Origin of the sequence: Cohnella sp. GCM10020058, assembly GCF_042683485.1 — a bacterium.
Lineage (GTDB): Bacteria > Bacillota > Bacilli > Paenibacillales > Paenibacillaceae > Cohnella.
This window is the reverse complement of sequence record NZ_JBHUJV010000013.1, coordinates 325383-347939: the sequence shown is the minus strand read 5'-3', so window position 1 is coordinate 347939 and position 22557 is coordinate 325383. Positions and strand designations below refer to the sequence as shown.

Below are 22557 nucleotides of genomic sequence, written 5' to 3'. Positions count from 1 at the left end.
GCGCGTGAGCATGAGAGGCATTCGAGGCGCCATCACGGTGGACGCCAATGAAGCAGGACCTATTTTGGAAGCGACAATCGCGCTGCTGGACGCGATCGTCGAAGAGAACGGCACGCGTCCCGAAGATATTTGCAGCGTGTTCATTACGGTAACGCCGGACCTGGACGCGACGTTCCCGGCCAGCGCGATCCGCAGGATGGCAGGCTGGGAGCTGGTACCGCTGATGTGCGCCGTGGAGATCCCGGTCAAAGGCGGGCTTGAACGCTGCATCCGGCTGATGGTGCACGTAAATACGGATGCGACGCAGGCGGAGATTCGCCACGTCTATCTCGGCGAAGCGGTCAAGCTTCGGCCGGATCTGTCGTCCGCCCGTTGACGCCCGCCCTCCGGCGATGCTATAGTAGACACATTACTTGGCGCAGAACCGTCGGCCGGAGGGACGATGACTTACGCGCGGGTGAGACGAGCAGAGAGAAGATGAGCGGAGCGGTCGATTGCGTATCCATGCGGAGCGCGAAGTCGGCATAGGCAGCGAGCGGACCGGGTCGGTTCTTACGACCGGTTATTGCATGTCTACATATCCCTTATCTATGAGGTCACCTCTGCGTTCGCAGAGGTGATTTTTGCGTTTACAAGGCTCGTGCTTCAATCGTCGGCAGCAGATCCGGCGCATCGGCGGGCCCGCACCGGTTGCGGGCCTGGAGAGGGGAGTTAGATGAGATGGAACAGCAGCGCGGGAAAGAGCTTCAGGAGGTTATTCGGCTGTCCGCCGCCTACAATGTCATTCCGGTCGTCAGAAGGTTGATGGCGGACACGGAGACGCCGATTCGCGTCTTCCAGCAGCTCGGCCAGGGGGGCCGCGCCTTTTTGCTCGAGAGCGTGGAGGGCGGCATTAAATGGGCGAGATATTCCTTTATCGGCACGGATCCGTTCATGGTGCTGCGGCTGAAAAAAAGCAAGGTGACGATCGAGCAGGGAGGACGCGAGGAGACGTTCGAGACGACGGATCCGCTGAAGCTCCTGCGCGAGCGACTCCGGGGCTATCGCAGTCCCGCGCTGCCTGAGCTTCCGCCGTTTACGGGCGGCGCGATCGGATTTTTCGGATACGACCTGCTGCAGTACTACGAGCGTCGGCTGCCTCCGCATCGCGAGGACGACCTTAACATGGACGATATGCACTTCATGTTTTGCGACCGCATCGTCGTTTTCGATCACTTCAAGCAGCAGGTGCTCGTTATCGGCAACGTGCATGTGACGGACGGCGCAACCGAAGAAGAGATCGAACGCGAATACGACAAAGTATCCGCAAGCATGGACGATACGATCGCGCGCATGCGCCAGCCGCTGCCGCCATCGGCTCCTGCGGTAGGTACGCCGCCCGTCGATCCCGATCTCGGGGACGTCCGTTCGAACCTGACCAAGGAGCAGTTTCTCGCCAACGTGAACCAAGCCAAGGAATACATCAGGGCAGGCGACATTTTCCAAGTGGTGCTCTCCCAGCGATTCCACATCGAGACCGAGGTCGATCCGCTTCAAGTGTACCGGATGCTGCGGACGATGAACCCTTCGCCGTATATGTATATGCTGAAGCTTGGCGACGAAGTAATCGTGGGCGCTTCGCCAGAACTTCTTGTCAAGGTTGACGGCGACCGCGTCGAGACCCGGCCGATCGCAGGCACGCGCCCGCGCGGCCGCACGCCGGAGGAGGATGCAGCGCTCGCCAAGGAGCTGCTTGCGGACGAGAAGGAACGGGCGGAGCATGTGATGCTGGTCGATCTGGGCCGCAACGACCTGGGGCGCGTCTCCGAATTCGGTTCTGTGCGCTGCGACTCGTATATGGAGATCGAGCGGTACTCGCATGTCATGCATATCGTGTCCAACGTGACGGGCAAGCTCGCGCCGGACAAAACGTTTTTCGACGCGTTTTTATCCTGCCTGCCGGCAGGCACCGTGTCCGGGGCGCCAAAGCTGCGGGCGATGGAGATCGTCTCCGAGCTCGAGCGGGAAGCGCGCGGCGCTTATGCGGGCGCGATCGGCTATTTCGGCTTTTCCGGCAACATGGATACGTGCATTACGATTCGCACGATCGTGTTCAAGGGCGGCAAGGCCTACGTGCAAGCCGGCGCCGGCATCGTTTGGGATTCCGTGCCCGAGAGCGAGTACGAGGAGACGGTCAACAAAGCCAAAGGCTGCCTGAAGGCGATCCGCGCCGCGGAAGCGATGTTCCCTCCTGCGGCCAAGCCGAAGCAGGGCAGACTGATCGTCATGGCGGGCGACCGCAGCACGAATCTGGACTACGATTGATCGACACCATTCTTGAAGCTCGGGAGGGTATGACGATGACAGTTATTGATGCGAATATTACGATGCCGCAAGCGATGTCCAAGCTGATGGCCGGTCACGATCTGCTGAAGGAAGAAGCGCACGGCGTTATGAGCCTGATCATGCGGGGCGAAGCGACGCCCGCCCAGATCGGCGCGGCGATGGTCGCGCTCCGGCTTAAAGGCGAGACCATTGAAGAAATTACCGGCTTCGCGGAGGCGCTGCGGGACTTCGGGAGCAAGGTGGCCGCCCCGCATGAGGACCTGCTGGATACTTGCGGTACGGGAGGTTCGGGCATTCATAAATTCAACATTTCCACTTCTTCGGCAATCGTCGCTGCGGCGGCGGGCGCGCGGGTGGCGAAGCACGGCAACCGTGCGATGAGCGGAAAAGCAGGCAGCGCGGACGTGCTTGAGGCGCTTGGGGTGAACATTCAGCTCTCGGCGGAGCAAGCTGCTTCATGCCTTCGCGATACGGGCATCACGTTTATGTTCGCCCAGCTGTACCATCCGGCCCTTAAGCACGCAGCGGGCCCTCGCCGGGAGATCGGCGTCCGCACGATTTTTAATATGCTTGGTCCGCTCGCAAATCCTGCTGGCGCAGATCGCCAGCTGATGGGCTTGTACGACAGAACCAAGACTGATGTAGTCGCCGCCGTACTCGGCAGGCTCGGGCTGAAGCGTGCGATGGTGGTCGGCAGCCACGACGGACTCGACGAGATCAGCCTGTCCGCACCGACGCAAGTATCGGAGCTGAAGGACGGCGTCGTCACGACTTACGACATTACGCCGGAAGACCTGGGGCTGACGACGCTGCCGCTCGGGGAACTGATCGGCGGAGACGCGACCGAGAACGCCGCCATCGTGCGCCGCATCCTGGCCGGCGAGCGAGGCGCCTACCGCGATGTCGTTCTGGCCAATGCCGGCGCCTGCATCTATGTAGCCGGACGGGCGGACAGCCTTGCGGACGGCGTCAAGCGCGCTGCGGAGACGATCGATTCTGGTGAGGCGGCCGAGAAGCTGGCGGAATGGATCAAGCGGACGGAGGAACTCGGACATGTTTCTTGATCGCATCGTCGCGACGAAAAAAGAAGAAGCGGCGGCACTGAAGGCGTCGATGAATTTGAACGCCGCCGAGCGCAAGATCGCGAGCCTCCCTGCCTGCCTGGGCTTCGAGGCGGCGCTTCGGGAAGGCTGCCGGCAACGGCCGGTCGGCCTGATCGCCGAGGTGAAGAAGGCAAGTCCGTCCAAAGGTCTAATCCGGCCCGATTTTCACCCGGTCCAGCTTGCCAAAGCCTATGAAGCGGCCGGCGCGGATTGTATCTCCGTGCTGACGGACGTTCAATATTTCCAAGGCAGCAACGATTATTTGCGCGGCGTCCGCGAAGGCGTGACCGTTCCGCTGCTGCGCAAGGACTTTACGATCGACGAGCGTCAAGTCTACGAAGCGCGCCTCATCGGCGCCGACGCGATCCTGCTCATCGCGGCTATATTGGACAAGCGGCAGCTGGACGCTTACCATCGACTGGCGCGGGATATCGGGCTGGACGTGCTTGTCGAGGTCCACAACCGCCCCGAGCTCGAGACGGTGCTCGAAGTGGGACTGGCTACGCTGATCGGCGTGAACAACCGCAATTTGCACACGTTCGAAACCGACCTGTCGGTAACGGAGCAGTTGATCGCATTGATGCCGCAGGGTGTGACGGCAGTGAGCGAGAGCGCTATTTCCTCGCGGGACGATATCGCGTTCGTCGGCCAGGCAGGCGCGCAAGCGGTGCTCGTCGGCGAGCACTTTATGCGGCAGCCGGACGTGGGCGCCGCAATCGAAGGCTTGCTCGGTCCTGTCGTCAAAACGGGGGCGGCAGGATGAGCGGTGCGAACGATAAGGATCGGACGCGGGGGGGAGCGACGGATCCGTCCGTGCGACCTGCGGTCAAAATTTGCGGCATCATGCAGGCCGACACGCTGGAAGCGATGGACGGCCTGCCCGTCGATTACATCGGCTTCATCTTCGCGCCGAAGAGTCGTCGCTTTGTGACGCCGACGCTGGCGGGCGAGCTGATCCGCGCTTCGCGCGAATCCAGAATGGCCGGGGGGCGGCCGCCGCTTGCCGTCGGCGTGTTTGTCGATCCGTCGCTTGAGACGCTCGAAGCCGCGCTTGCCGCCGCTCCGCTCGATGTCGTGCAGCTGCACGGCAAAGGGGAGACGCCGGAATTTTGCCGCGAGGTCGGCCGTCGATTCGGCGTAGAAGTATGGCGCGCGCTATCTGCGGCCGGCGAAGAAGCAACGGGCGCCGACGCCGATGAAGGCGAAGCTGTAGATGCCGGCTCCGCGCGTCTTGGCGCTTATGGCGGCGCGGTATCGGCCGTGCTGATCGATACGGCGGGCGGCGGAACGGGACGCGCTTTTCCGTGGGAAGTCATTCCGGCCTACGAGCGGGCAGCTCAGGCTGCCGGCATTCGCCTACTCGTCGCAGGCGGCCTGGATCCGGACAATGTAAAAGAACTGCTGTCGGCGTACAAGCCTGACGGCGTAGACATTTCAAGCGGCGTCGAGACGAACGGCGTCAAGGACGCGACCAAAATCGCCGCATTTGCGGAAAGGGTGAAGCAGCAATCATGACGACGACACAAGTGCCGGATACTTACGGCAGATTCGGCAGCTTCGGCGGGAGATACGTCCCCGAGACGCTGATGAACGCGCTGTACGAGCTGGAGGAAGCTTACAATCGTTATAAGGACGATCCTGATTTTCTGGCGGAAGTCCGTTATTTGCTCAAGCAATACTCGGGACGTCCGACGCCGCTGTATTACGCGGAGCGTCTTACCGAGCATCTCGGAGGAGCCAAGATCTATCTGAAGCGCGAGGACCTGAATCATACCGGCGCCCACAAGATCAACAACACGATCGGGCAGGCGGTGCTGGCGAAGCGTATGGGCAAAAAGAAAATCATCGCCGAGACGGGCGCGGGCCAGCACGGCGTCGCTTCCGCGACGGTCGCCGCGCTGCTCGGTCTCGAATGCAAGGTGTTCATGGGCGAAGAGGACACGAAGCGTCAAGCACTCAACGTTTTCCGCATGAAGCTTCTCGGCGCCGAAGTCGTTCCCGTTACTTCGGGCACGCGCACGCTGAAGGATGCCTGCAACGAGACGCTGCGCTATTGGGTCAGCCATGTCGACGACACCTATTATATTCTCGGATCGGTCACGGGGCCGCATCCTTACCCGATGATGGTACGGGACTTCCAGCGCGTCATCGGCCTCGAGACGAAGGATCAGATTCTCGAAGCGGAAGGCAGGCTGCCGGACGTCATCGTCGCGGCGGTCGGCGGCGGCAGCAACGCGATGGGCATTTTCCATCCGTTCGTAGAGGATACGTCCGTGCGCCTGATCGGCGTCGAAGCGGCCGGCCGCGGCGTCGATACGGATAAGCACGCGGCGACGATGACCAAGGGGACGCCGGGCGTGTTCCAGGGATCGATGAGCTACGTACTCCAGGACGAGGGCGGGCAAGTGCAAGAAGCGCATTCGATTTCCGCGGGTCTTGACTATCCGGGTATCGGACCGGAGCATGCCTACCTGAAGGATATCAAGCGCGCGGAATACGTGCCGATCACGGACGCGGAGGCGCTTGACGCGCTCCAACTGCTGTCCCGCAAGGAAGGCATCATCCCGGCGCTCGAATCGGCGCATGCCGTGGCGCATACGCTGAAGCTGGCGCCGACGCTGCCGAAGGACCAGATCATCGTCATCAATCTGTCCGGACGCGGGGATAAAGACGTCGAATCGATCATCGGATATTTGGGAGGTGATCTGCCATGAGCACGGCCACAGCGAACGCTATCGATACCGTATTCGCAGAGCTGACTGCAAGCGGAGAGACGGCTCTTATTCCATTCCTGACGATGGGCGACCCGGACCTGGAGACATCGGTCAAGCTCATTGCCGCCGCAGAAGCGGCAGGCGCACACATGATCGAGCTCGGCGTGCCCTATTCGGATCCGCTGGCCGACGGTCCCGTTATCCAGCGGGCCTCCGAGCGGGCGCTCCGCCATCGGATCTCGCTCACCGACTGCATCGGCGTCGCGAGTAAGGCGCGCGCGGCCGGCGTGCGGATGCCGTTCATTTTGTTTACGTATTTCAACCCGGCGCTTCAGCTCGGACTCGAGCGCTTTTTCGCCCTGCTGCAGGAACACGGCTTTAGCGGCGTCATCATTCCCGATTTGCCGCTCGAAGAGGACGCGGAAGTGCGCGGCATTGCGGAGCGGACGGGCGTCCACCTTATCCCGCTCGTCGCGCCGACGTCCGATGCGCGCGTCGAGCGGATCGCCTCCAAGGCGAAGGGCTTCGTTTACTGCGTATCCTCGCTTGGCGTAACGGGCGTGCGGTCCGATTTCCACGAGGGCATCGACCGATTCCTCGCGACGGTCCGCCGCGCGTCCAGCGTGCCGATCTGCGTCGGCTTCGGCATCTCCTCGCGCGAGCAGGCGGAGCGATTCGCAGGCGTGGCCGACGGGGTCATCGTCGGCAGCGCGATCGTGCGCCAGGTCGAAGCGTCGCTGCCGCCGGAAGCATCGGGCGATGCCGATCGGACGCAGGCCGGGCTTGCCGAGGTTCAGGCGTTTATCTCGGATTTGAAGCCGCGCAAGGCGGGCAAGGTTTAGTCGGACAGCGAACGGCCGCCGATTCCTTGCTGGCTGCTGCAGGAGAGCGGATGTGCCGGGCGAGCGAAGGGCGCTTGCTTGTTTGAAAGCTTTGCATCTGTACAGCGACATAGAGATATGTCACAATAGAGGCATGTTGTTCTTGGGACGGAGCGGACAATCGCTCCGTCCTTTATGATGAAGCCAGGGAGGAAACCATCCTATGCAGCCCAAACCGAATATCGTCGATTTGCCCGTCTACCAGCCAGGCAAGCCGATCGAAGAAGTAAAGCGCGAGCTTGGCCTCGACGAGGTCATCAAGCTGGCTTCCAACGAAAATCCGTTCGGCAGTTCCCCCAAGGCAGCGGACGCGATTCGCCGCGAGATCGAGCAAATCAGCATTTATCCGGACGGCGCGGCCGTCGAGCTGACTCAAGCCATCGCGAAGCGTACGGGCGTGAATGCCGACCAGATTATTTTCGGCGCCGGTTCCGACGAGATTATTTTGATGATCGCGCGCGCATACCTGCAACCGGGCGACGAGACGATTATGGCCGTCGAGACGTTTCCGCAATACAAGCACAACGTCACGATCGAAAACGGCGTCAGCGTCGAAGTCCCGCTCACGGACGGCAAGCACGATCTGCCGGCGATGCTGGCCAAGGTGAACGATAAGACAAAAATCGTATGGGTGTGCAATCCCAACAATCCGACGGGCACGATCGTCAGCGACGAAGAGCTGACGGCGTTTCTCGACCAGGTGCCGGACCGCGTCCTCGTCGTGTTGGACGAGGCCTACTGCGAATACGTGGAGGATCCGTCCTATTCGGACGGCCTGGCGCTGCTTAAGCGATACCCCAACCTGATATTGCTGCGCACGTTCTCGAAAATCTATGGCCTTGCCTCGCTTCGCATCGGCTACGGCATCGGGGCGTCGGGCTTGATCCGCTCGATCAACCAGGTTCGCGAGCCGTTTAATACGTCGCGATTCGGCCAGGCGGCTGCGCTCGCTTCGCTTAACGACGACGAATTCCTCGAGCGGTGCCGCACGGCCAACCGCGAGGGACTGGCATTTTTGCGCGCCGAGTTCGACAGACTCGGACTCGACTACTTTCCTGCGCACGGCAACTTTATTATGGTCGACGTGAAGCGTCCTTCCCTGGAAGTATTCGACGCGCTGCTCCGCAAGGGCGTTATCATCCGGGCCGGCCAGCGCGGCTATCCGACGCGCATCCGCATCACGATCGGCAGCGCGGAGCAGAACGCCAAGGTCGCGGAAGCGCTAGAAGCCGTTCTGCAGGAAATCGGGGTGCAAGCGTAGGGTATGATCGAAGGCAAAGCCGTTCACGAAACGTTGCAAACGACTCCAAACGGAAAAGTCCCGCTGCGGATCGCCATCTTCGGCGTCGGGCTGATCGGCGGCTCGCTGGCGCTGTGCTGGAAGGGCAAGCCGGGGCTTACCATCGTCGGCCATTCGGTGAACGCGGCATCGGTCGACAAATATCTGGCGCTCGGCGTCGTGGACGAAGCGACGACGTCGGTCGAAGCGGCGGCTGCAGGCGCCGACGTCATCGTGCTGTGCGTCCCGGTCGGCATGCTTGACGATTACTTGCAGCGGCTGTCCGAGCTGCCGCTTAAAGAAGGATGCATCATCACGGACGTCGGCAGCACCAAGGCGTCTGTCGTAAATTGCGCGGAGCGGCTTAAGCTCAAAGGCGCCGTTTTCATCGGCGGTCATCCGATGGCAGGTTCGGAGCGCTCGGGTGTCGAGGCCGCCACGCCGGACTTGTACGAGAATGCTTTTTATGTGCTAACGCCGTCGCCGGGCACGCCGCCCGAGGCGATCGAACGACTTGAGGAATTGATTTGCTGGACGCGCGCCAACATCGTCAAGATCGAAGCGGGCCTGCACGACGACATCGTAGGCGCGATCAGCCATCTGCCGCATATCATCGCCGTCGCGCTGGTCAACCAGATCGCTGATTACAACGAATCGAACGATTTGTACCGGCGTCTGGCAGCCGGAGGCTTCCGTGACATTACGCGGATCGCGTCCAGCGATCCTTACATATGGCGGGACATTTTGCTCGGCAACCGCGACGTGCTGCTTAAGCTGCTCGCGGATTGGCGGGGAGAGATCGCCGCGTTCGAGCGGCTGCTCGAGGACCGGGAAGGCGCCGGCATCGTCGAGCGATTCAGCAACGCAGGCCGGTTTCGCGACAATCTGCCCGAGCGACGCAAGGGCATGATCACTTCGCTGCACGAATGCTATGTCGACGTGCCCGATCAGCCGGGCATCGTGGGCCGGATCGCGACGGAGCTCGGGCAAGCCCGCATCAATCTCAGCAATCTGCACATAATCGAGAGCAGGGAGGATGTGCCCGGCGTGCTGCGCTTGTCTTTCCGCCACGGCGAGGATCTCGAGCGCGCGGTCGAGCTTCTCCGATCGCTTGCGTACTCGGTTTATTTTTAACTTCGAATTGCCGCAGGGTCGCAGACGACCCTGCATTTTTATTTTTTATTAAAAAATGAAAACGCTTATTGACAATATGAAAACGGATACATATAATAAAAGTACAGTATGGTTTCTCTCCACTCCTATCCTAATCCTGGATGCTTCGTGCATTCGGCACCGCCCATTGTGGCGGTGTTTTTTTTGCAATTAAAGGGAGAGAGCGCGGGAAGTTTTGCTCTTCTTCCTGACTCGGGCGGCGGCGTATCGTAGAAAGTTAAGCGTGTGTTCGGGGTGCAGGAGATTTGAGGACTTTTTGGGGCCGGAAAACCTGCATTTGTACATGTATTTACTACGTCCAAACGCACTTGATAAAAATGCATGCAAATGTGCAGGTAAATGCAAAGCGCAAGCCTGAAATTCGGCGAATGGCGTAAAATAACTGCACTTTTGCATCAATTCTGTACAAAAGGGTCGACATCGGCAGAAAAAGATGTGTATTTGCAGGCATTGCGGCAAAAGAACGCAACGGGCGACGACAGACCAACGACAGACCAGCGACAGACCAACGATACGCCAACCGACCGAGGCCAGATGCGCTGATAATAAACGTTCCGCGAATTTAGTTGCGGATATCCGCCGAACTTCAAGGGGACCGTCAGGGCGAATTTCGATCGCTCTGGCGGTTTTCTTGCGTCTTGCGTCTTCTCGCGAATCTTGCGGTCTCGGGTTGAGAGGAAGGTTAGCGAACGGATTTTTGTTCTATTTGCGCTATTTTGGCCTATACAAACGTAATATTGAGAAATTTTTAAGGCTAATTTAATTCTTTACATAGACGTCCTATGATACAATGATGATATCTTATGTAAAAAACTGGGGAAGCCATGATTCTTTTGGCTGCAATCGCAACTTTATGTCTTAGTGCCGGTATAACGTTATGCAGGCCGAAGACGTCCCCCGGAAGGTGGAGGTCGCGTTAAAATGATGACCGATTCTCAACTGATTCGGGAAATCAAGGAAGGCAACGCGGAATTGTATTCCGAGTTGATGGCCAAGTATCAGAAGAAGATCTTATCTTTTATTTATCATATGCTTCGCGGCGCCAAGCTCGAGATGATGGCCGAGGACCTGTGCTCCGAGACTTTTTACAAGGCGTATCGGAGCCTGCATTCCTTTCGCGAGGTAGACGCTTCATTTTCGACCTGGCTTTATACGATATCCCGCAATACCGTGCTAAGCGAGCTTCGCAAGCAAAAGGCCGCCCATCTGTCTCTGGACGATACGACTTACGTACCGCTAGCGCCCTATGAAGCGGCGCCGGAGCAGACCCTGCTCCGCAATGAAAAAGTCGCGCTGGTACGCGAAGCGATCAACAATCTCCCGGAGAAGCAGCGTTCCGCGCTGGTGCTAAGAGAATATGAAGGGCTCGACTACCAGGAGATCGCAGGCATCCTCGGACAGACGGTAAGCGCGGTCAAGTCGCTGCTGTTTCGCGCGAGAGCCAGCGTGAAGATTCAATTGGAAAAGTATTTTCACGAGCCGGAGCCGGCATTGATGAAGGTTTACGAGGAGTTGAAGTCAAGATGACCCTGACGTGCGGACACGTTCAGCAGCAGATGGAAGCGTACTGGGATCTCGAAGAGGGCGATCCGCAGCGTCGGGAGATCGACGCGCATGTGACGGTCTGCCCGGCATGCGCAGCCGAGTTCCGATGGTGGGAGGAGAGCGCGGCGCTCATTCGAGAGGTTGCGCTCGAAGAGTCCGAGACGGTGCCTGCACTGGCCGCCCAAGCGGTGAATGCCGGCGTGATGAGCCGGATCTATGCGGAAGACGGCTGGCTGCTTCCGCCGGCACGCAGGGCGTACTCATTCACCGGTCCGTTCCGTCGCAGGGTCATGACGATCGTCGCCTGTCTGCTGGCGCTATGCTGCAGCGGCATTTTGCTCACGCTTTACGACCGTATGCATGCGGATCCTGCCAAGTCTGCAGGCATTATGGAAGCAGCCGGGACGGGCGATATGCGCGGCGCGCTGCAGATCGACATGCCCGTGTCCCGCATGAGCGATCCATTCGTACTCAATTCTTCACCGGCGATGCCAGGCTATTGGATTATGCTGTCGGTACTCGGCCTATTGGCGGCGTTGCTCATCGTAAACTGGTATTCGAGGTTGAAAAAAGTATGAACGACAGGATGAAACTAGGGTTGGTTCGGCATGGCGTCACGTCCTGGAATATGACCGGGAGGATTCAAGGCGCGACCGATATTCCGCTCAGCGCGGAAGGCGAGCGGCAAGCGCTGCTGCTTGCGGACCGGCTTCGCAGGGAACCGGCGACTTGGGACGGTATCGTATGCAGCGACCTGATGCGGGCCAGGCGCACGGCCGAATTGATCTCGGAGCGATTGGGGCTGCCGCTGGCGAGCGATGTCTTGCTGCGCGAGCGCAGCTTCGGCGAGGCGGAGGGCACGACGGAGGAACAGCGTATTGCGAGATGGGGCGTCGATTGGCGCGGGCGGGTTCCCGGACAGGAGTCCGATGAGCAAGTAAGAGCGAGAGGCCTGTCGTTCGTAGAGGCCTTTACCTCGAGACATCCGGGCGAGAGCTGGCTGGTGGTGACGCATGGCAGTTTTTTGGCACAGCTCCTTCAGGCGCTTGAGAGCGGCGTGGACGACAGCCGGATCGCGAACTTGTCGCTGACAATCGTAGAGCGCGAGGATGCGGGCTGGGTGTCTACGCTCCACAATTGCACGGCGCATCTGGAGAAGGCATGATCTGCGGACGCGAGCACTGCATTTCGTTCCGTCTTTCGTCTTCTCCTTGCTAGATTAGGATGGAAGATGAATCCATTTGAATCGAGCACCTCGAACCGACCGGCACGATCCGGTCGGTTTTTTTGCGCATGCCTCCCATGACCCGTTTACGTTTAAATGCGCGGCATCGCGACAATACTTCTCCTATCAGCGGTTTTAGGAGGGATCCCGATGAATTTGGCGGACATGCTCAGTTATGCGGACATCGCGCAATTGTCCGGCATCGCGGAAGTCTATCAATGCGAATGCAGCAGCCATTCTAAAAACGAGCTGATCCAATCGATCTTAAGCGCTGTGCAGAGGCGCGAAGTACTGGCGCGGCGCGTCGAAGAAATGAGTCTCGGCGATCTCCGGTTTCTAAACTCCCTTCTTTTCGAAAAGCGGGAAGCTTACAGTCTGGAGGACTTGACCGCAAGAGCCGCGCTCGCGGCAGAATCGGCCCCTACGCAGGCCGGCGATCCGAAGCAGGCAGCGCAGGCCGGCGTGTCCAAAACGGGCGGCGCGGCGGACGGCGGCAGCTCAAAGAAATCGCCGGCAGGCGGCCGGAAAAAAGCCAAGCTGCCGGAGGAACCCAAAAGTCCCTCAGACGAACGTAGAAGCGCAATCGCGAGGTTTAAGCGCTATGGCTGGCTGTTCGGAGGCATCACGCAGCAGACGCGGTATTTGTTCCATGTACCGGAGGATGTGAAAAAAAAGCTTTGCAGCGCTATTGAAGATCAGTTTCGCACGAGCGTCGAGCTTCGCGACGAACCGCAGGCGTATCGCGACGAGCGGGGCATGATGGCCGGAGATCTCGTTCGGATGCTAAAGTTCGTCAGAGACCACGACACGCCGCTCACAGCCGAAGGCTACCTTTATAAGAGGCAGCTGCAGCAGTTGCTGGACACGTTTTCGGTCATGGAACAGGCGCCTGCCAAGACCGCTTTCCGCTTCGGGTACGGTCGGCGGTTCAAGGAATATCCCGAACGCTTTTCGCTGCTCTATGATTATGCCTACTATTCGGGCTTGCTCCTTGAAGAGGAAGGCGAGCTGCGGCTATCGGAGCGGGGACGCGAGATGGCTGATGGCAACGCAGCTTGCGACCCTGCGGATTTGTATCGGTTTTGGCTTCGACTTTACAAGCTGCCCGTGCCGAATCTGCAGGCGCTGGTGCAGTGGGTAATGCGGCTGTCGCGACATTCGTGGGTAACCGTCTCATCGCTGGGCGCGACGCTGCTCCCGCTCGTGAAGTCGTACTACTATGACACGGAGAAAAGCGTGTTCGAACAACGTACGCTTTCGATGATGCTCCATCTGGGGTTGCTGAGGCTCGGCGAGACGGCGGACGGAGAGGCGGTCGTGACGATGACGCCGCAAGGCGTATTGCTCGTCGCAGGCAGCGAGATCGGGTTCGAAGATACGCTTCCCTGGTCCTACGGGGCCGTTTGACTGCCGGCTCAGTGTCCGGCAGCATTCTTTTCCAAAACGCAGAGCAGCCGTTACGAAACGAAAGATGATGCGACGGAGGTCGCTAAATAAGCGGGAGGCATTCGTTAACGCCGGATGCCTCGCGAAAGATCAGGAGGGCAACCTATGGACATTAGAATCGCATACGAGACGATGCTTGGCCTCGCGGCCGAGATGACGCTTGACGAGGCGCTGCGAAAATATCGCAAGGAGCAGTTGTATGGCGAGATCGACCATGCGCTCGAAGAAGGGGATTCGGAATCGTTCCTGCGGTTGACCGAAGAGCTCAAGGCCATTCTTCATTAGGACAGACACCCGTTTGTCAGGCAGGCTCGCCCGCGCGTCGGGACGAGTCTGTTTTTGCTGAACGGAGATTCGGACAAAAATGGCTTGCATGCGCGCCTGAATCGGGTAGGATAGAAGAAGCATGCGGAATGGAAGGAAGTTGAAGCGATGAGATTCAGCGAGTTCGACGAAAACAATTGGAGCGACCTTCAGCCGTATCTGGACACCGCGCTCATTCCCGTGACGGGATTGCGGGGAGGCGAGTCGCCTCCGGAAGCGGCCGAACTCGTCGGGGCTGCCGGAGACTGGCTGGCGCCGATCGAGTCGGCTTTCAAGGGTAGGACGGTCACCTATCCGGCCCATCACTACGCGGGTCCAGGCGAAGAAGCTTCGCTCGACGAATGGTGTGCCCGGCTCAAGTCCCGCGGCTTTAAATTTGTCGTCGTCGTGTCGGGCAAGCCCGGTTGGGACAAGACGCGGGTTCCGTCGGCGGATTTATTCGTGAGCCCGACCGACGAAGAGAGCGAGCCTGATTTGGAAACGCTGCGGCGGAGCGTGTCGGACATGTGGAAGCGGCCGGCACAGGTTTGAATCCATCATCCATCGGGAACGGCGGTCTGTATAGGATCGATGGAACGGGGCATAACAAAAGCATGTTCGCCCTCGGTTAAATGTGACAAAATGACAACATTTTAGTTCATGCGATTCCGAGATGTGTCCAAATCCGGAACGGGTATTCTTGACGCTCTTTGACACGTGGGATATTATAGGTATGTCCTTGTGAACAAGAGGTGAAAGTCCGTATCGGACGCGATTTTGGTGGGCAAAGGGGGTAGAAAAAATGGACCACAATAAGCAGCACGAAACCTCGCATAAGCCGATCAAGCGCAATGAAATGACAAGACGTCAATTTCTGTCTTATACGCTCGGCGGAGCCACTGCATTCATGGCGGGCGGCGCGATCATCCCGATGCTGCGCTTCGCTGTAGACCCGCTTTTGCAGAAGAAGGCTGAGACCGCTTTCGTCAAGGCAATCGAGGAGAAAGACGTGACCAAGGAGCCGAAGAGCATCGACTTCAAGGTTCACCAGGTCGACGGGTGGTACGAGAGCGACCCGAAGCTCCAAGCTTTCGTAGCGAAGGGCGACGACGGCAAGATTTTCGCGCTGTCCCCGGTGTGCAAGCACTTGGGCTGCACGATCAGCTGGAGCGGCGAAGAAGCGCCGAATCTGTATCACTGCCCTTGCCACGGTGCAAGATATACAAAAGACGGCAAAAATCTCAAGGTGGCGCCTAAGCCGCTTGACGAATACCAAGTCAAGGTCGAGAACGGCTGGGTATATCTCGGACCGCTGGAATCGAACACACGGGTATAGAAGGAGGGCGTCTCGTCCATGTTTAAAGGCATGTATAACTGGATTGACGAACGTCTCGATGTTACGCCGATGTGGAGAGATATCGCGGACCACGAGGTGCCTGAGCACGTTAACCCAGCTCACCATTTCTCCGCGTTCGTATATTGCTTCGGCGGACTGACGTTCTTTATTACCGTCATCCAGATCCTTTCGGGGATGTTTCTTACGATGTACTATGTGCCGGATATCATTAACGCGTATTACAGCGTAGACTATCTGCAGCACCAGGTCGCCTTCGGCGTTATCGTCCGGGGCATGCACCACTGGGGCGCGAGCCTCGTTATCGTTATGATGTTCCTACATACGCTTCGGGTCTTCTTTACCGGCTCCTACAAGGCGCCGCGCGAGATGAACTGGGTCGTGGGGATGCTGATTTTCTTCGTCATGCTGGGACTGGGCTTCACCGGTTACCTGCTTCCGTGGGACAACAAAGCATACTTTGCAACCAAGGTAGGCATGGAGATTGCGGGTTCGGTACCGTGGATCGGCGGATATATCAAGGAGTTGCTGGCCGGCGGCACGATCGTCGGCGCGCAGACGCTGACTCGATTCTTCGCGATTCACGTGTTCTTCCTGCCCGGCGTGCTGCTGACGCTGCTTGCCGCACACTTCTTCATGATTCGCAAACAGGGCATTTCCGGGCCGCTGTAAGAGAGAGGAGTGGCAAGCATTGGCACATGGTAAAGGCAATTCTAACGAGAAGATCGTATACGTAGGCGACTCGCGCATTCGCAAGCCGCACCCGGACAAGCCGGCACCGCCGGATTACACGGCGTTTCCCGGCAAGTCCGAAGCGTTTATCCCGAACTTCCTGCTGAAGGAATGGATGGCGGGCGTCGTCGTGCTCGTAGGCTTCCTGACGCTGACGATCGCGGAGCCCGCTCCGCTCGGCTATCCGGCGAACCCGCTCAACGGCGCGTTTATTCCGATGCCGGACTGGTACTTCCTTTTCATTTATCAGCTGCTGAAGTATCCGTACACGTCCGAGAACTACATCGTACTCGGTACAATCGGACTTCCGGCGATTTTGTTCGGCGCGCTGTTCCTCGCTCCGTTCCTCGATACGGGCAAGGAGCGCAGATTCTATCGCCGTCCGATCGCAAGCTCGCTCATGTTCGTAACGTTGATCGCAAGCGTGTACCTGACCTGGGTATCATGGCATCACTACACCAAGGAGCTTGAAGCGAACGGCACCATCCCCGAGCATATCGAGCGGGAGATGAAGTCCGAAGAGCAGATCGCCGAGGGTAAAGGCCGTTATATCTACGGCAAGGAAAAAGTGCCGGCGTTGGTCGCGCCTGAGGACGAAGCGTTCTCCGTTACGATGAAGGCGCAGTGCATCGCTTGTCACGGCACCGAGCTTCAAGGTCAAGTCGGTCCGATGCTGGCGGGGATCGGCGATACGCTGAACCACGATCAGATCAAAGAGATCATCACCAACGGCAAGGGCGACGGCATGCCGTCCTTCAAGGGCACATTGTCCGACGAAGAGATCGACAAGGTCGCAACTTGGCTGGCGAAGCAAAAGGCTGCAACCGAATAAGACGCACGATCAAAGGGCCTGACCGGCATGGTCAGGCCCTTTTCCAGATTTTTGAGATGGCCGAGGTGCTGGGATGGATCCGAATGTTTTGCTGTCGCGCCGATTTTTGACGCAAAATTGGGTTATGACGCTGCTTATGGTCTTTTACGTGTTCGGGACGATCTACGGCTATTACTGGTACAAAAACCAGCTGGTGGACACGATGCAGACGCATCCCGCTTGGCTGATCCCCTTCGTGCCGGACAGTCCGACAGCTTCGCTGTTTTTTACGATCGCGGCGTTATGGCTTTGGTTGTCTTCTTTTGGCGATGGGGATAACAAGGTCGTAACAGGCGTGAGATGCGTGTTTGAGGCGCTTGCGGTCGTTACTTCTATTAAATACGGCATATGGGCAACTGTAATCATTTTCGCCAGCGCGGCTTATGGCAGCCCGATCGTCTGGCAGGACTGGATGCTGATCGTCTCCCACATGTCCATGGCGGTATGCGCCGTTCTGTACGGCCGGTTTTTCTTGTACGGAGCGATCGCGCTCGGCATCGCAGCTGCCTGGACGCTGCTCAACGATATCGTCGACTACGGCTTCGGCGTCTACCCGAGCCTGCCGCAATCCCTCGACGACCGGCTGCTTGGCGTCGCGATATTTACCTTTGCGCTGACCATCTTCAGCGTCGGCGTTGCCGCAATCGTATCGTTTGCCAATCAGCGCGCCAGACGTACCTCCGCGGTACGAGGCGAGGTCTAAAGTAGGACATCCCCTCATAGTTTTTTAGTGGAGGGATGTCCATGTCGATGAACGGTGTACGCATACGCTTGTCGCGCCGCGTGCTCGCGGCTGCCGTATTGCTTGTTTGGCTTGAAGCCTTGCTCGGCGGACAAGCCGCTGCAGCGGCCGGCGAAGCGGCCGATCAAGATCCGGTCGACCGTTTCCGCGTGGCGGCGGAGAGCCTATACAGATCTGTGAGTGACGGCGACCCGCTTGTCGTGCTGCGAAAAGTAACGCAGGCCGAAGAAGCGCTGCATGCGGTTCCGTCCAAAAGTCTACCCGCGCCGGAAGCCGCCGCTGCGCTTGCTGCCGCCATGGAACGGATGCGGCGAGCGGTATCCGCACTGTCCCCGGATGCGGAAGAGGTTTATGGCGCATCGGCTTCGCTGCGGCTCGCCGCGGACGCGGTGTCTTTGAACGGGCAGGGGCTGTGGCTGGAGTATCGCAGATTGATGCGCGAAGATACGGATGCGCTCCAAGCAGCCATCGTAAGCGCCGGAGGCAAGACGAGCCCCGAAGCGAAGGAGAAGCTGGCCGCCCTGAACGGCCATTACGGCCTTATAAGGCCGGCGGTCGTCGCCACGGGAAGAGGGGAACAGGCAGCGCGCGCGGATGCGGTCATTCGCTATGCGGGACGAATCCTGTCCGCCGCTGCTTCGGACCCGTCGCTTGCTGCCAAGCTCGCGCCCCAGATCGGTGCGGCGATCGAAGGACTGTACCCGCCTGCAGCGGAGGCCCCCGCTTCGGGACCGCTTGCCGCGGCGCCGCCTGCCGGATTTTTCTCGGCGATCGGCGCGTTCATCCTCACGGTGCTGACCTACTCGGGATGGCGTAAATACCGCGGAGAGCAGCGAAAAAAATAAGCCGGCCATTCGGTCGGCAGTCTATTCTTCTCTGAAGCCTTCGCCAAGCACGTCGTGCACGTCGGCGATAACGATAAAAGCCTGTCTGTCGTGCTGACGGACGAGGCTTTTTAATTTGCGCACCTCAAACCGGCTGACTACGCAGTAAACGGCCATCCTGGCTTCTCCCGAATAAGCGCCGACCGCGTTCATAAGGGTGACGCCGCGCTCGAGCTCGCTCGTAATTTGCTTGGCCAACTTCTCCGGCTCCCGGCACAAAATCGTGAAGGCTTTGGCGGCATAAGCACCTTCTTGCACAAAATCGATGACACGAGAGGATATAAAAACGCTGACGAGCGTGTAGAGCACTTTTTCCTTCGGAATAAAGATGAGCGAGGTGCCGAGAATGATAACGTCCATGAGCAAAATGAATTGGCCCATGCTGACCCCGCCGCGGCGGTTGGCGATGCGCGCGATAATATCCACCCCGCCCGTCGTGCCGCCGGCGTAAAAGACGAGCCCAAGCCCTGCGCCCAGCGTCACCCCGGCATAAAGCACGACAAGTATGAAGTCCTGCTGCGTCGTGAAAGGCGTAAGCCATCCATGGTCGACGATGGCCTGCCAGAGCCATAAAAATATCGATAAAGATACCGTGCCGCCGAATGTATATACCATCGCCCGAAAGCCGAGCTTGCGCCAGCCGAGCCAGAATAGAGGCAGATTGAGAACAAGCGTCGTGACCGAAGCCGGCAGACCCGCCGCATAGAGCAAAAGGATGCCTACGCCTGTCACGCCGCCCTCCATCAGCCTGTTCGGCACGATAAAATAAACGATTCCGAATCCGTAAAGCGCGGTGCCGAGCAGCAAAATGCTCCACGTCCGGACCGAAGCCCACAGCTTTTGCCGAGTCATGCGCAAAACCTCCATGCTGAAATTCATTTGATTTTTGCAGACATCTTAAGCTAACATAAGAAGAAACCGATGGAAAGGACCGTCACACGTGGCTGAATCCAAAATCGCGGACCTTGTTCTCGCCGAGCGGCACCTGTCAGATATTCAGCGAGACGTCGACGCCTATATTTCGCAGTTTAAGGAAGGGTACTTCTCTCCGCTCGCGATGCTGGCCAGATTAACCGAAGAAGCAGGGGAGCTGGCACGGGAAGTTAATCACAAATACGGCGAAAAGCCGAAGAAGGCGGATGAAGCCGACAATTCCATCGAGATGGAGCTGGGCGACGTTCTGTTCATCGTCCTGTGCTTCGCCAACCGGGAAGGGATCGATCTTACCCGGGCCATCGAGCGCGTCCTGCACAAGTTCGGCACGCGCGACGCGGACAGATGGACGAAGAAGCACACGGATATCCCGTAGATACATATGCTGTATCATCCCCAATTCGAGGAGGATGGTACATGTGAAGGACGGGGAAACTTGCTTGCGCCGCGCCTACGAAGCCATCCTGGCCTCGGACTTCGAAGCCGCGGTCGATTGGTTCCGCCAGGCGGTCGAGGCGGAGCCGGACAATGCTTCCTACTATTATAAAGGCTCCATCAGCCTCGCACGGAACGGCAAGCTCGACTTGGCGCTCGACTATGCGCGCAGTGCCGTACGCCTTGCTCCGAGGGAGGCCGACTATCGCCTGCATCTCCGGCTGGTCGAAGGGCGACAGCTCGCCCGCCAGGCCAAGGCACTGCTGGCGAAGCCGCAGCCCGAGCCGGACACGGCGATCGAGCTGCTGCAGGAGGCGGTCGAGCTCGATCCGCTCGATGCGGGCGCGTATTTGCTGCTCGGCATCGCATGCCGGCTCGCGGGCGAATACGACCGGGCGATCGATGCGCTGTGCACCGCCAAGGAGATGAATCCGATGCTGCTCGAAGCGGGCAGGCTGCTCCGGGAGACAAAGATGGAGCGCGCGAGGCGCTGGCGGCTCATTTATACCCATTATACTAGAAGAAGGAACAGGTGATCGCGGATGTCGCAGCAAATCAAAGTCGCCGTAGCCGGCGCAGCGGGAAGAATGGGGCGCGAAGTGGTTAAAATGGTGCTGGAGGATCCGTCGCTCACGCTCGTGGCCGCCATCGGCCGATCCGCATCCGGCGAGGATGCGGGTCGGCTCGTCGGGCTGCCCGAAGCTGGCGTCGCTATGACCGACGATCTGGCGCGGGCGCTGCGGGACAGCGGTCCGGACGTGCTCGTCGACTTCACGAACCCCAAGTCCGCCATGCCCAATACGATGACAGCGGTCAAGCTAGGCGTCAGGCCCGTTGTCGGTACGACCGGGTTTACGCAGGAGCAGATGGACGAGATCGACCGGGAGTGCCTCGAGCGCGGCATCGGCTGCCTGATCGCGCCGAACTTCTCGATCGGTGCCCTGTTAATGATGAAGTTCGCCGCCGAAGCGGCCAAGTATATGCCGCATGTCGAGATCATCGAATACCACGGCGACCAGAAACTGGACGCGCCGTCCGGCACCTCTATCAAGACTGCCGAACGGATCGCCGAGACGCGGCGCGAGCTGCGCCAGGGCAACCCGAACGAGGAAGAAGTGATCGAGGGGGCGCGCGGCGGTTATTTTGGCGGCTTCCGAATACATAGCGTGCGTCTTCCGGGCGTTTTCGCCCAACAGGAAGTCATCTTCGGCGGACATGGACAGACGCTCAAGATTCGGCACGACAGCTACGACCGTGCAGGTTACATGCCTGGCGTGGCTACGGCCGTCAAGAAGATCATAGGCGTAACCGGACTGGTTTACGGCTTCGAACATTTGCTCGACTGATTCAACCCGTTTTGCAAACCTATTATCCCGCTCCCGGGAGAGGAGACGCGGTTCAACGATGCTGAATATCGCACTGATTGCTCATGATCGCAAAAAAGACGAGATGGTGAACTTCGCGATCGCTTACGAAAATGTTTTTAAGCCTCACAAGCTTTACGCGACCGGCACGACCGGCGCGCGTATCATGGAAAATACGGCGCTGCAGGTACACCGGTTCGCGTCGGGCCCGCTCGGCGGCGACCAGCAAATCGGCGCGATGGTCGCGACCAACGAGATGGACTTTATTATATTTCTTAGGGATCCGCTTATGGCCCAGCCGCACGAGCCGGATATCATCGCGCTACTTCGTCTTTCCGACGTGCAGGGCATCCCGGTCGCGACCAATGTCGCAACGGCGGAGCTGCTGGTAAAATGCCTCGAACGCGGCGATTTCGCGTGGCGCGAGCTCGTGCATAAGTACAAGCCCGGGATCGACGAATGAGCGACGCCTTGCAGCTTGACCTGCTCGTATTCGCGGCGCATCCGGACGACGCCGAGATCGGCATGGGCGGCACGATCGCCAAGGCAGCGCGCGAAGGACGCCGCGTCGGCTTGTACGATTTGACCTTTGCGGAGATGTCTTCCAACGGCGACCCCAAGACGCGCCAGCAAGAAGCGGCCATGGCGAGCGAGCTTTTGGGACTCGCTGTGCGCGGCAATCTGGGTCTGCCCGACCGGGGATTGAAGGCAGGCTCCGAACAGGTGGACAAGCTGGTCGAGGTCATACGCCGGCACCGTCCGCGTATCGTATTTGCGCCTTACTTCGAAGACAGGCATCCGGATCATACGGCATGCAGCCGGCTTGCAGAGGAAGCGGTATTCAACGCGAAGCTGCGACGCTATCGGCCAGAATGGGAAGCTTGGTCTCCGGACGCTCTTTGCTACTATTTCATTAACGATATGCATGCGCCGCAGTTGGTCGTCGATATAACGGCCTGCCAGTCGGTGAAAATGGATGCGCTGTCGGCTTACCGGTCCCAGTTCGCTCCGATGGAGGAGACGCCCGACTGGGTCCCGACGCCGCTCACGGCAGGTTATCTGGACAACGTCGCCGCGCGCGACCGTCTGTTCGGGGCGCCTCACCGCGTTGCCTACGCCGAAGGCTTCATTTCCAAAGGCTCGCTGAAGCTGGACGGATTTTAAAGAACTGCCTTGCCAAGGACCACATCGCGATACCGGCGGTACCCTGCATGGATCTCCTTCCAGGTTCCTTGCATCGCAGACCGC

Annotated in this window: 26 protein-coding genes; 25 read left to right on the top strand and 1 reads right to left on the bottom strand. The window is 59.1% G+C overall.

Annotated features, from left to right (window positions below; translation table 11 throughout):
- Positions 1-4 precede the first annotated feature (4 nt).
- The 20 genes from aroH (at position 5) to ACFSR7_RS22875 (ending at position 18538) form a co-directional block, all read left to right on the top strand.
- A complete protein-coding gene (gene aroH, locus ACFSR7_RS22970; protein ID WP_378165614.1) occupies positions 5-376 on the top strand; it encodes a chorismate mutase in 372 nt (123 codons plus the stop codon).
- Positions 377-720: 344 nt separating this feature from the next.
- On the top strand, positions 721-2304 hold the full coding sequence (gene trpE, locus ACFSR7_RS22965) for an anthranilate synthase component I (RefSeq protein ID WP_378165612.1): 1584 nt from the start codon (positions 721-723) through the stop codon (positions 2302-2304).
- A gap of 35 nt (positions 2305-2339) precedes the next feature.
- On the top strand, positions 2340-3389 hold the full coding sequence (trpD, locus tag ACFSR7_RS22960) for an anthranilate phosphoribosyltransferase (protein ID WP_378165610.1): 1050 nt from the start codon (positions 2340-2342) through the stop codon (positions 3387-3389).
- Positions 3379-4191 (top strand): indole-3-glycerol phosphate synthase TrpC, encoded by an 813-nt coding sequence (trpC, locus tag ACFSR7_RS22955; protein WP_378165608.1) that lies wholly within the window; start codon positions 3379-3381, stop codon positions 4189-4191. The genes trpD and trpC overlap by 11 nt, the downstream gene beginning before the upstream one ends.
- Positions 4188-4943: a phosphoribosylanthranilate isomerase gene (locus ACFSR7_RS22950; protein ID WP_378165606.1), complete on the top strand. Its 756-nt coding sequence runs from the start codon at positions 4188-4190 to the stop codon at positions 4941-4943. The genes trpC and ACFSR7_RS22950 overlap by 4 nt, the downstream gene beginning before the upstream one ends.
- Complete coding sequence (gene trpB, locus ACFSR7_RS22945; RefSeq protein WP_378165604.1) at positions 4940-6142, top strand: tryptophan synthase subunit beta; 1203 nt, start codon at positions 4940-4942, stop codon at positions 6140-6142. Before ACFSR7_RS22950 ends, trpB begins: the two co-directional genes overlap by 4 nt.
- The gene (gene trpA / locus ACFSR7_RS22940; protein ID WP_378165602.1) at positions 6139-6984 is read left to right on the top strand and encodes a tryptophan synthase subunit alpha; all 846 of its coding nucleotides are present in this window, start codon (positions 6139-6141) and stop codon (positions 6982-6984) included. Before trpB ends, trpA begins: the two co-directional genes overlap by 4 nt.
- A 202-nt stretch (positions 6985-7186) precedes the next feature.
- Positions 7187-8284, top strand: coding sequence for a histidinol-phosphate transaminase (hisC, locus tag ACFSR7_RS22935; protein ID WP_378165600.1), 1098 nt, complete (start codon positions 7187-7189; stop codon positions 8282-8284).
- A 3-nt stretch (positions 8285-8287) separates the two neighbouring features.
- Entirely contained in the window at positions 8288-9436 is a 1149-nt protein-coding gene (locus ACFSR7_RS22930; protein ID WP_378165598.1) for a prephenate dehydrogenase, read from the top strand.
- 963 nt (positions 9437-10399) lie between these two features.
- Positions 10400-11002: an RNA polymerase sigma factor gene (locus ACFSR7_RS22925; protein ID WP_378121513.1), complete on the top strand. Its 603-nt coding sequence runs from the start codon at positions 10400-10402 to the stop codon at positions 11000-11002.
- Positions 10999-11598 carry an anti-sigma factor family protein gene (locus tag ACFSR7_RS22920; protein WP_378165597.1) on the top strand — a complete coding sequence of 200 codons (600 nt, stop codon included), beginning with the start codon at positions 10999-11001 and terminating at the stop codon, positions 11596-11598. Before ACFSR7_RS22925 ends, ACFSR7_RS22920 begins: the two co-directional genes overlap by 4 nt.
- Positions 11595-12185: a histidine phosphatase family protein gene (locus ACFSR7_RS22915; RefSeq protein ID WP_378165595.1), complete on the top strand. Its 591-nt coding sequence runs from the start codon at positions 11595-11597 to the stop codon at positions 12183-12185. The genes ACFSR7_RS22920 and ACFSR7_RS22915 overlap by 4 nt, the downstream gene beginning before the upstream one ends.
- Positions 12186-12395: 210 nt before the next feature.
- Positions 12396-13652, top strand: a complete 1257-nt coding sequence (locus ACFSR7_RS22910; RefSeq protein WP_378165593.1) for a hypothetical protein — start codon at positions 12396-12398, stop codon at positions 13650-13652.
- A gap of 144 nt (positions 13653-13796) precedes the next feature.
- On the top strand, positions 13797-13976 hold the full coding sequence (locus tag ACFSR7_RS22905; RefSeq protein WP_090112787.1) for an IDEAL domain-containing protein: 180 nt from the start codon (positions 13797-13799) through the stop codon (positions 13974-13976).
- A 147-nt stretch (positions 13977-14123) separates the two neighbouring features.
- Entirely contained in the window at positions 14124-14546 is a 423-nt protein-coding gene (locus ACFSR7_RS22900) for a DUF2487 family protein (RefSeq protein ID WP_378165591.1), read from the top strand.
- Between the two features lie 250 nt (positions 14547-14796).
- A complete protein-coding gene (locus tag ACFSR7_RS22895; RefSeq protein ID WP_378165589.1) occupies positions 14797-15330 on the top strand; it encodes a Rieske (2Fe-2S) protein in 534 nt (177 codons plus the stop codon).
- Between the two features lie 18 nt (positions 15331-15348).
- Positions 15349-16020, top strand: coding sequence for a menaquinol-cytochrome c reductase cytochrome b subunit (gene qcrB, locus ACFSR7_RS22890; protein WP_090112781.1), 672 nt, complete (start codon positions 15349-15351; stop codon positions 16018-16020).
- Positions 16021-16039: 19 nt separating this feature from the next.
- Positions 16040-16912, top strand: coding sequence for a menaquinol-cytochrome c reductase cytochrome b/c subunit (locus ACFSR7_RS22885; protein WP_378165587.1), 873 nt, complete (start codon positions 16040-16042; stop codon positions 16910-16912).
- A gap of 73 nt (positions 16913-16985) precedes the next feature.
- On the top strand, positions 16986-17654 hold the full coding sequence (locus ACFSR7_RS22880) for a DUF1405 domain-containing protein (RefSeq protein ID WP_378165586.1): 669 nt from the start codon (positions 16986-16988) through the stop codon (positions 17652-17654).
- Between the two features lie 41 nt (positions 17655-17695).
- Positions 17696-18538, top strand: a complete 843-nt coding sequence (locus tag ACFSR7_RS22875) for a sporulation protein YpjB (RefSeq protein ID WP_378165584.1) — start codon at positions 17696-17698, stop codon at positions 18536-18538.
- A gap of 21 nt (positions 18539-18559) precedes the next feature.
- Here the strand turns inward: ACFSR7_RS22875 and ACFSR7_RS22870 are convergent, their stop codons facing one another.
- Positions 18560-19429, bottom strand: coding sequence for a YitT family protein (locus ACFSR7_RS22870; RefSeq protein ID WP_378165582.1), 870 nt, complete (start codon positions 19427-19429; stop codon positions 18560-18562).
- Positions 19430-19517: 88 nt separating this feature from the next.
- Between ACFSR7_RS22870 and ACFSR7_RS22865 the strand changes: the two genes are divergently transcribed.
- Genes ACFSR7_RS22865 through bshB1 form a run of 5 tightly spaced genes read left to right on the top strand, consistent with a single transcriptional unit; the run spans position 19518 to position 22473 of the window.
- Positions 19518-19886 (top strand): nucleotide pyrophosphohydrolase, encoded by a 369-nt coding sequence (locus ACFSR7_RS22865; protein WP_378165580.1) that lies wholly within the window; start codon positions 19518-19520, stop codon positions 19884-19886.
- A gap of 43 nt (positions 19887-19929) precedes the next feature.
- Entirely contained in the window at positions 19930-20481 is a 552-nt protein-coding gene (locus ACFSR7_RS22860) for a tetratricopeptide repeat protein (protein WP_378165578.1), read from the top strand.
- Between the two features lie 6 nt (positions 20482-20487).
- The gene (dapB, locus tag ACFSR7_RS22855) at positions 20488-21291 is read left to right on the top strand and encodes a 4-hydroxy-tetrahydrodipicolinate reductase (RefSeq protein ID WP_378165576.1); all 804 of its coding nucleotides are present in this window, start codon (positions 20488-20490) and stop codon (positions 21289-21291) included.
- A 58-nt stretch (positions 21292-21349) separates the two neighbouring features.
- Positions 21350-21772: a methylglyoxal synthase gene (locus ACFSR7_RS22850; RefSeq protein ID WP_378121483.1), complete on the top strand. Its 423-nt coding sequence runs from the start codon at positions 21350-21352 to the stop codon at positions 21770-21772.
- On the top strand, positions 21769-22473 hold the full coding sequence (bshB1, locus tag ACFSR7_RS22845; RefSeq protein ID WP_378165574.1) for a bacillithiol biosynthesis deacetylase BshB1: 705 nt from the start codon (positions 21769-21771) through the stop codon (positions 22471-22473). The genes ACFSR7_RS22850 and bshB1 overlap by 4 nt, the downstream gene beginning before the upstream one ends.
- The last annotated feature ends 84 nt before the right edge of the window (positions 22474-22557 follow it).

Coding starts and splice junctions, on each gene's coding strand:
- trpA (WP_378165602.1), top strand. CDS start 6,139: ATGAGCACGGCCACAGCGAACGCTATCGATACCGTATTCGCAGAGCTG.
- ACFSR7_RS22895 (WP_378165589.1), top strand. CDS start 14,797: ATGGACCACAATAAGCAGCACGAAACCTCGCATAAGCCGATCAAGCGC.
- dapB (WP_378165576.1), top strand. CDS start 20,488: ATGTCGCAGCAAATCAAAGTCGCCGTAGCCGGCGCAGCGGGAAGAATG.
- ACFSR7_RS22880 (WP_378165586.1), top strand. CDS start 16,986: ATGGATCCGAATGTTTTGCTGTCGCGCCGATTTTTGACGCAAAATTGG.
- hisC (WP_378165600.1), top strand. CDS start 7,187: ATGCAGCCCAAACCGAATATCGTCGATTTGCCCGTCTACCAGCCAGGC.
- trpE (WP_378165612.1), top strand. CDS start 721: ATGGAACAGCAGCGCGGGAAAGAGCTTCAGGAGGTTATTCGGCTGTCC.
- ACFSR7_RS22875 (WP_378165584.1), top strand. CDS start 17,696: ATGTCGATGAACGGTGTACGCATACGCTTGTCGCGCCGCGTGCTCGCG.
- ACFSR7_RS22925 (WP_378121513.1), top strand. CDS start 10,400: ATGACCGATTCTCAACTGATTCGGGAAATCAAGGAAGGCAACGCGGAA.
- ACFSR7_RS22850 (WP_378121483.1), top strand. CDS start 21,350: ATGCTGAATATCGCACTGATTGCTCATGATCGCAAAAAAGACGAGATG.
- bshB1 (WP_378165574.1), top strand. CDS start 21,769: ATGAGCGACGCCTTGCAGCTTGACCTGCTCGTATTCGCGGCGCATCCG.
- ACFSR7_RS22870 (WP_378165582.1), bottom strand. CDS start 19,429: ATGACTCGGCAAAAGCTGTGGGCTTCGGTCCGGACGTGGAGCATTTTG.
- ACFSR7_RS22920 (WP_378165597.1), top strand. CDS start 10,999: ATGACCCTGACGTGCGGACACGTTCAGCAGCAGATGGAAGCGTACTGG.
- trpC (WP_378165608.1), top strand. CDS start 3,379: ATGTTTCTTGATCGCATCGTCGCGACGAAAAAAGAAGAAGCGGCGGCA.
- ACFSR7_RS22900 (WP_378165591.1), top strand. CDS start 14,124: ATGAGATTCAGCGAGTTCGACGAAAACAATTGGAGCGACCTTCAGCCG.
- ACFSR7_RS22915 (WP_378165595.1), top strand. CDS start 11,595: ATGAACGACAGGATGAAACTAGGGTTGGTTCGGCATGGCGTCACGTCC.
- ACFSR7_RS22930 (WP_378165598.1), top strand. CDS start 8,288: ATGATCGAAGGCAAAGCCGTTCACGAAACGTTGCAAACGACTCCAAAC.
- trpB (WP_378165604.1), top strand. CDS start 4,940: ATGACGACGACACAAGTGCCGGATACTTACGGCAGATTCGGCAGCTTC.
- ACFSR7_RS22950 (WP_378165606.1), top strand. CDS start 4,188: ATGAGCGGTGCGAACGATAAGGATCGGACGCGGGGGGGAGCGACGGAT.
- qcrB (WP_090112781.1), top strand. CDS start 15,349: ATGTTTAAAGGCATGTATAACTGGATTGACGAACGTCTCGATGTTACG.
- trpD (WP_378165610.1), top strand. CDS start 2,340: ATGACAGTTATTGATGCGAATATTACGATGCCGCAAGCGATGTCCAAG.
- ACFSR7_RS22905 (WP_090112787.1), top strand. CDS start 13,797: ATGGACATTAGAATCGCATACGAGACGATGCTTGGCCTCGCGGCCGAG.
- ACFSR7_RS22910 (WP_378165593.1), top strand. CDS start 12,396: ATGAATTTGGCGGACATGCTCAGTTATGCGGACATCGCGCAATTGTCC.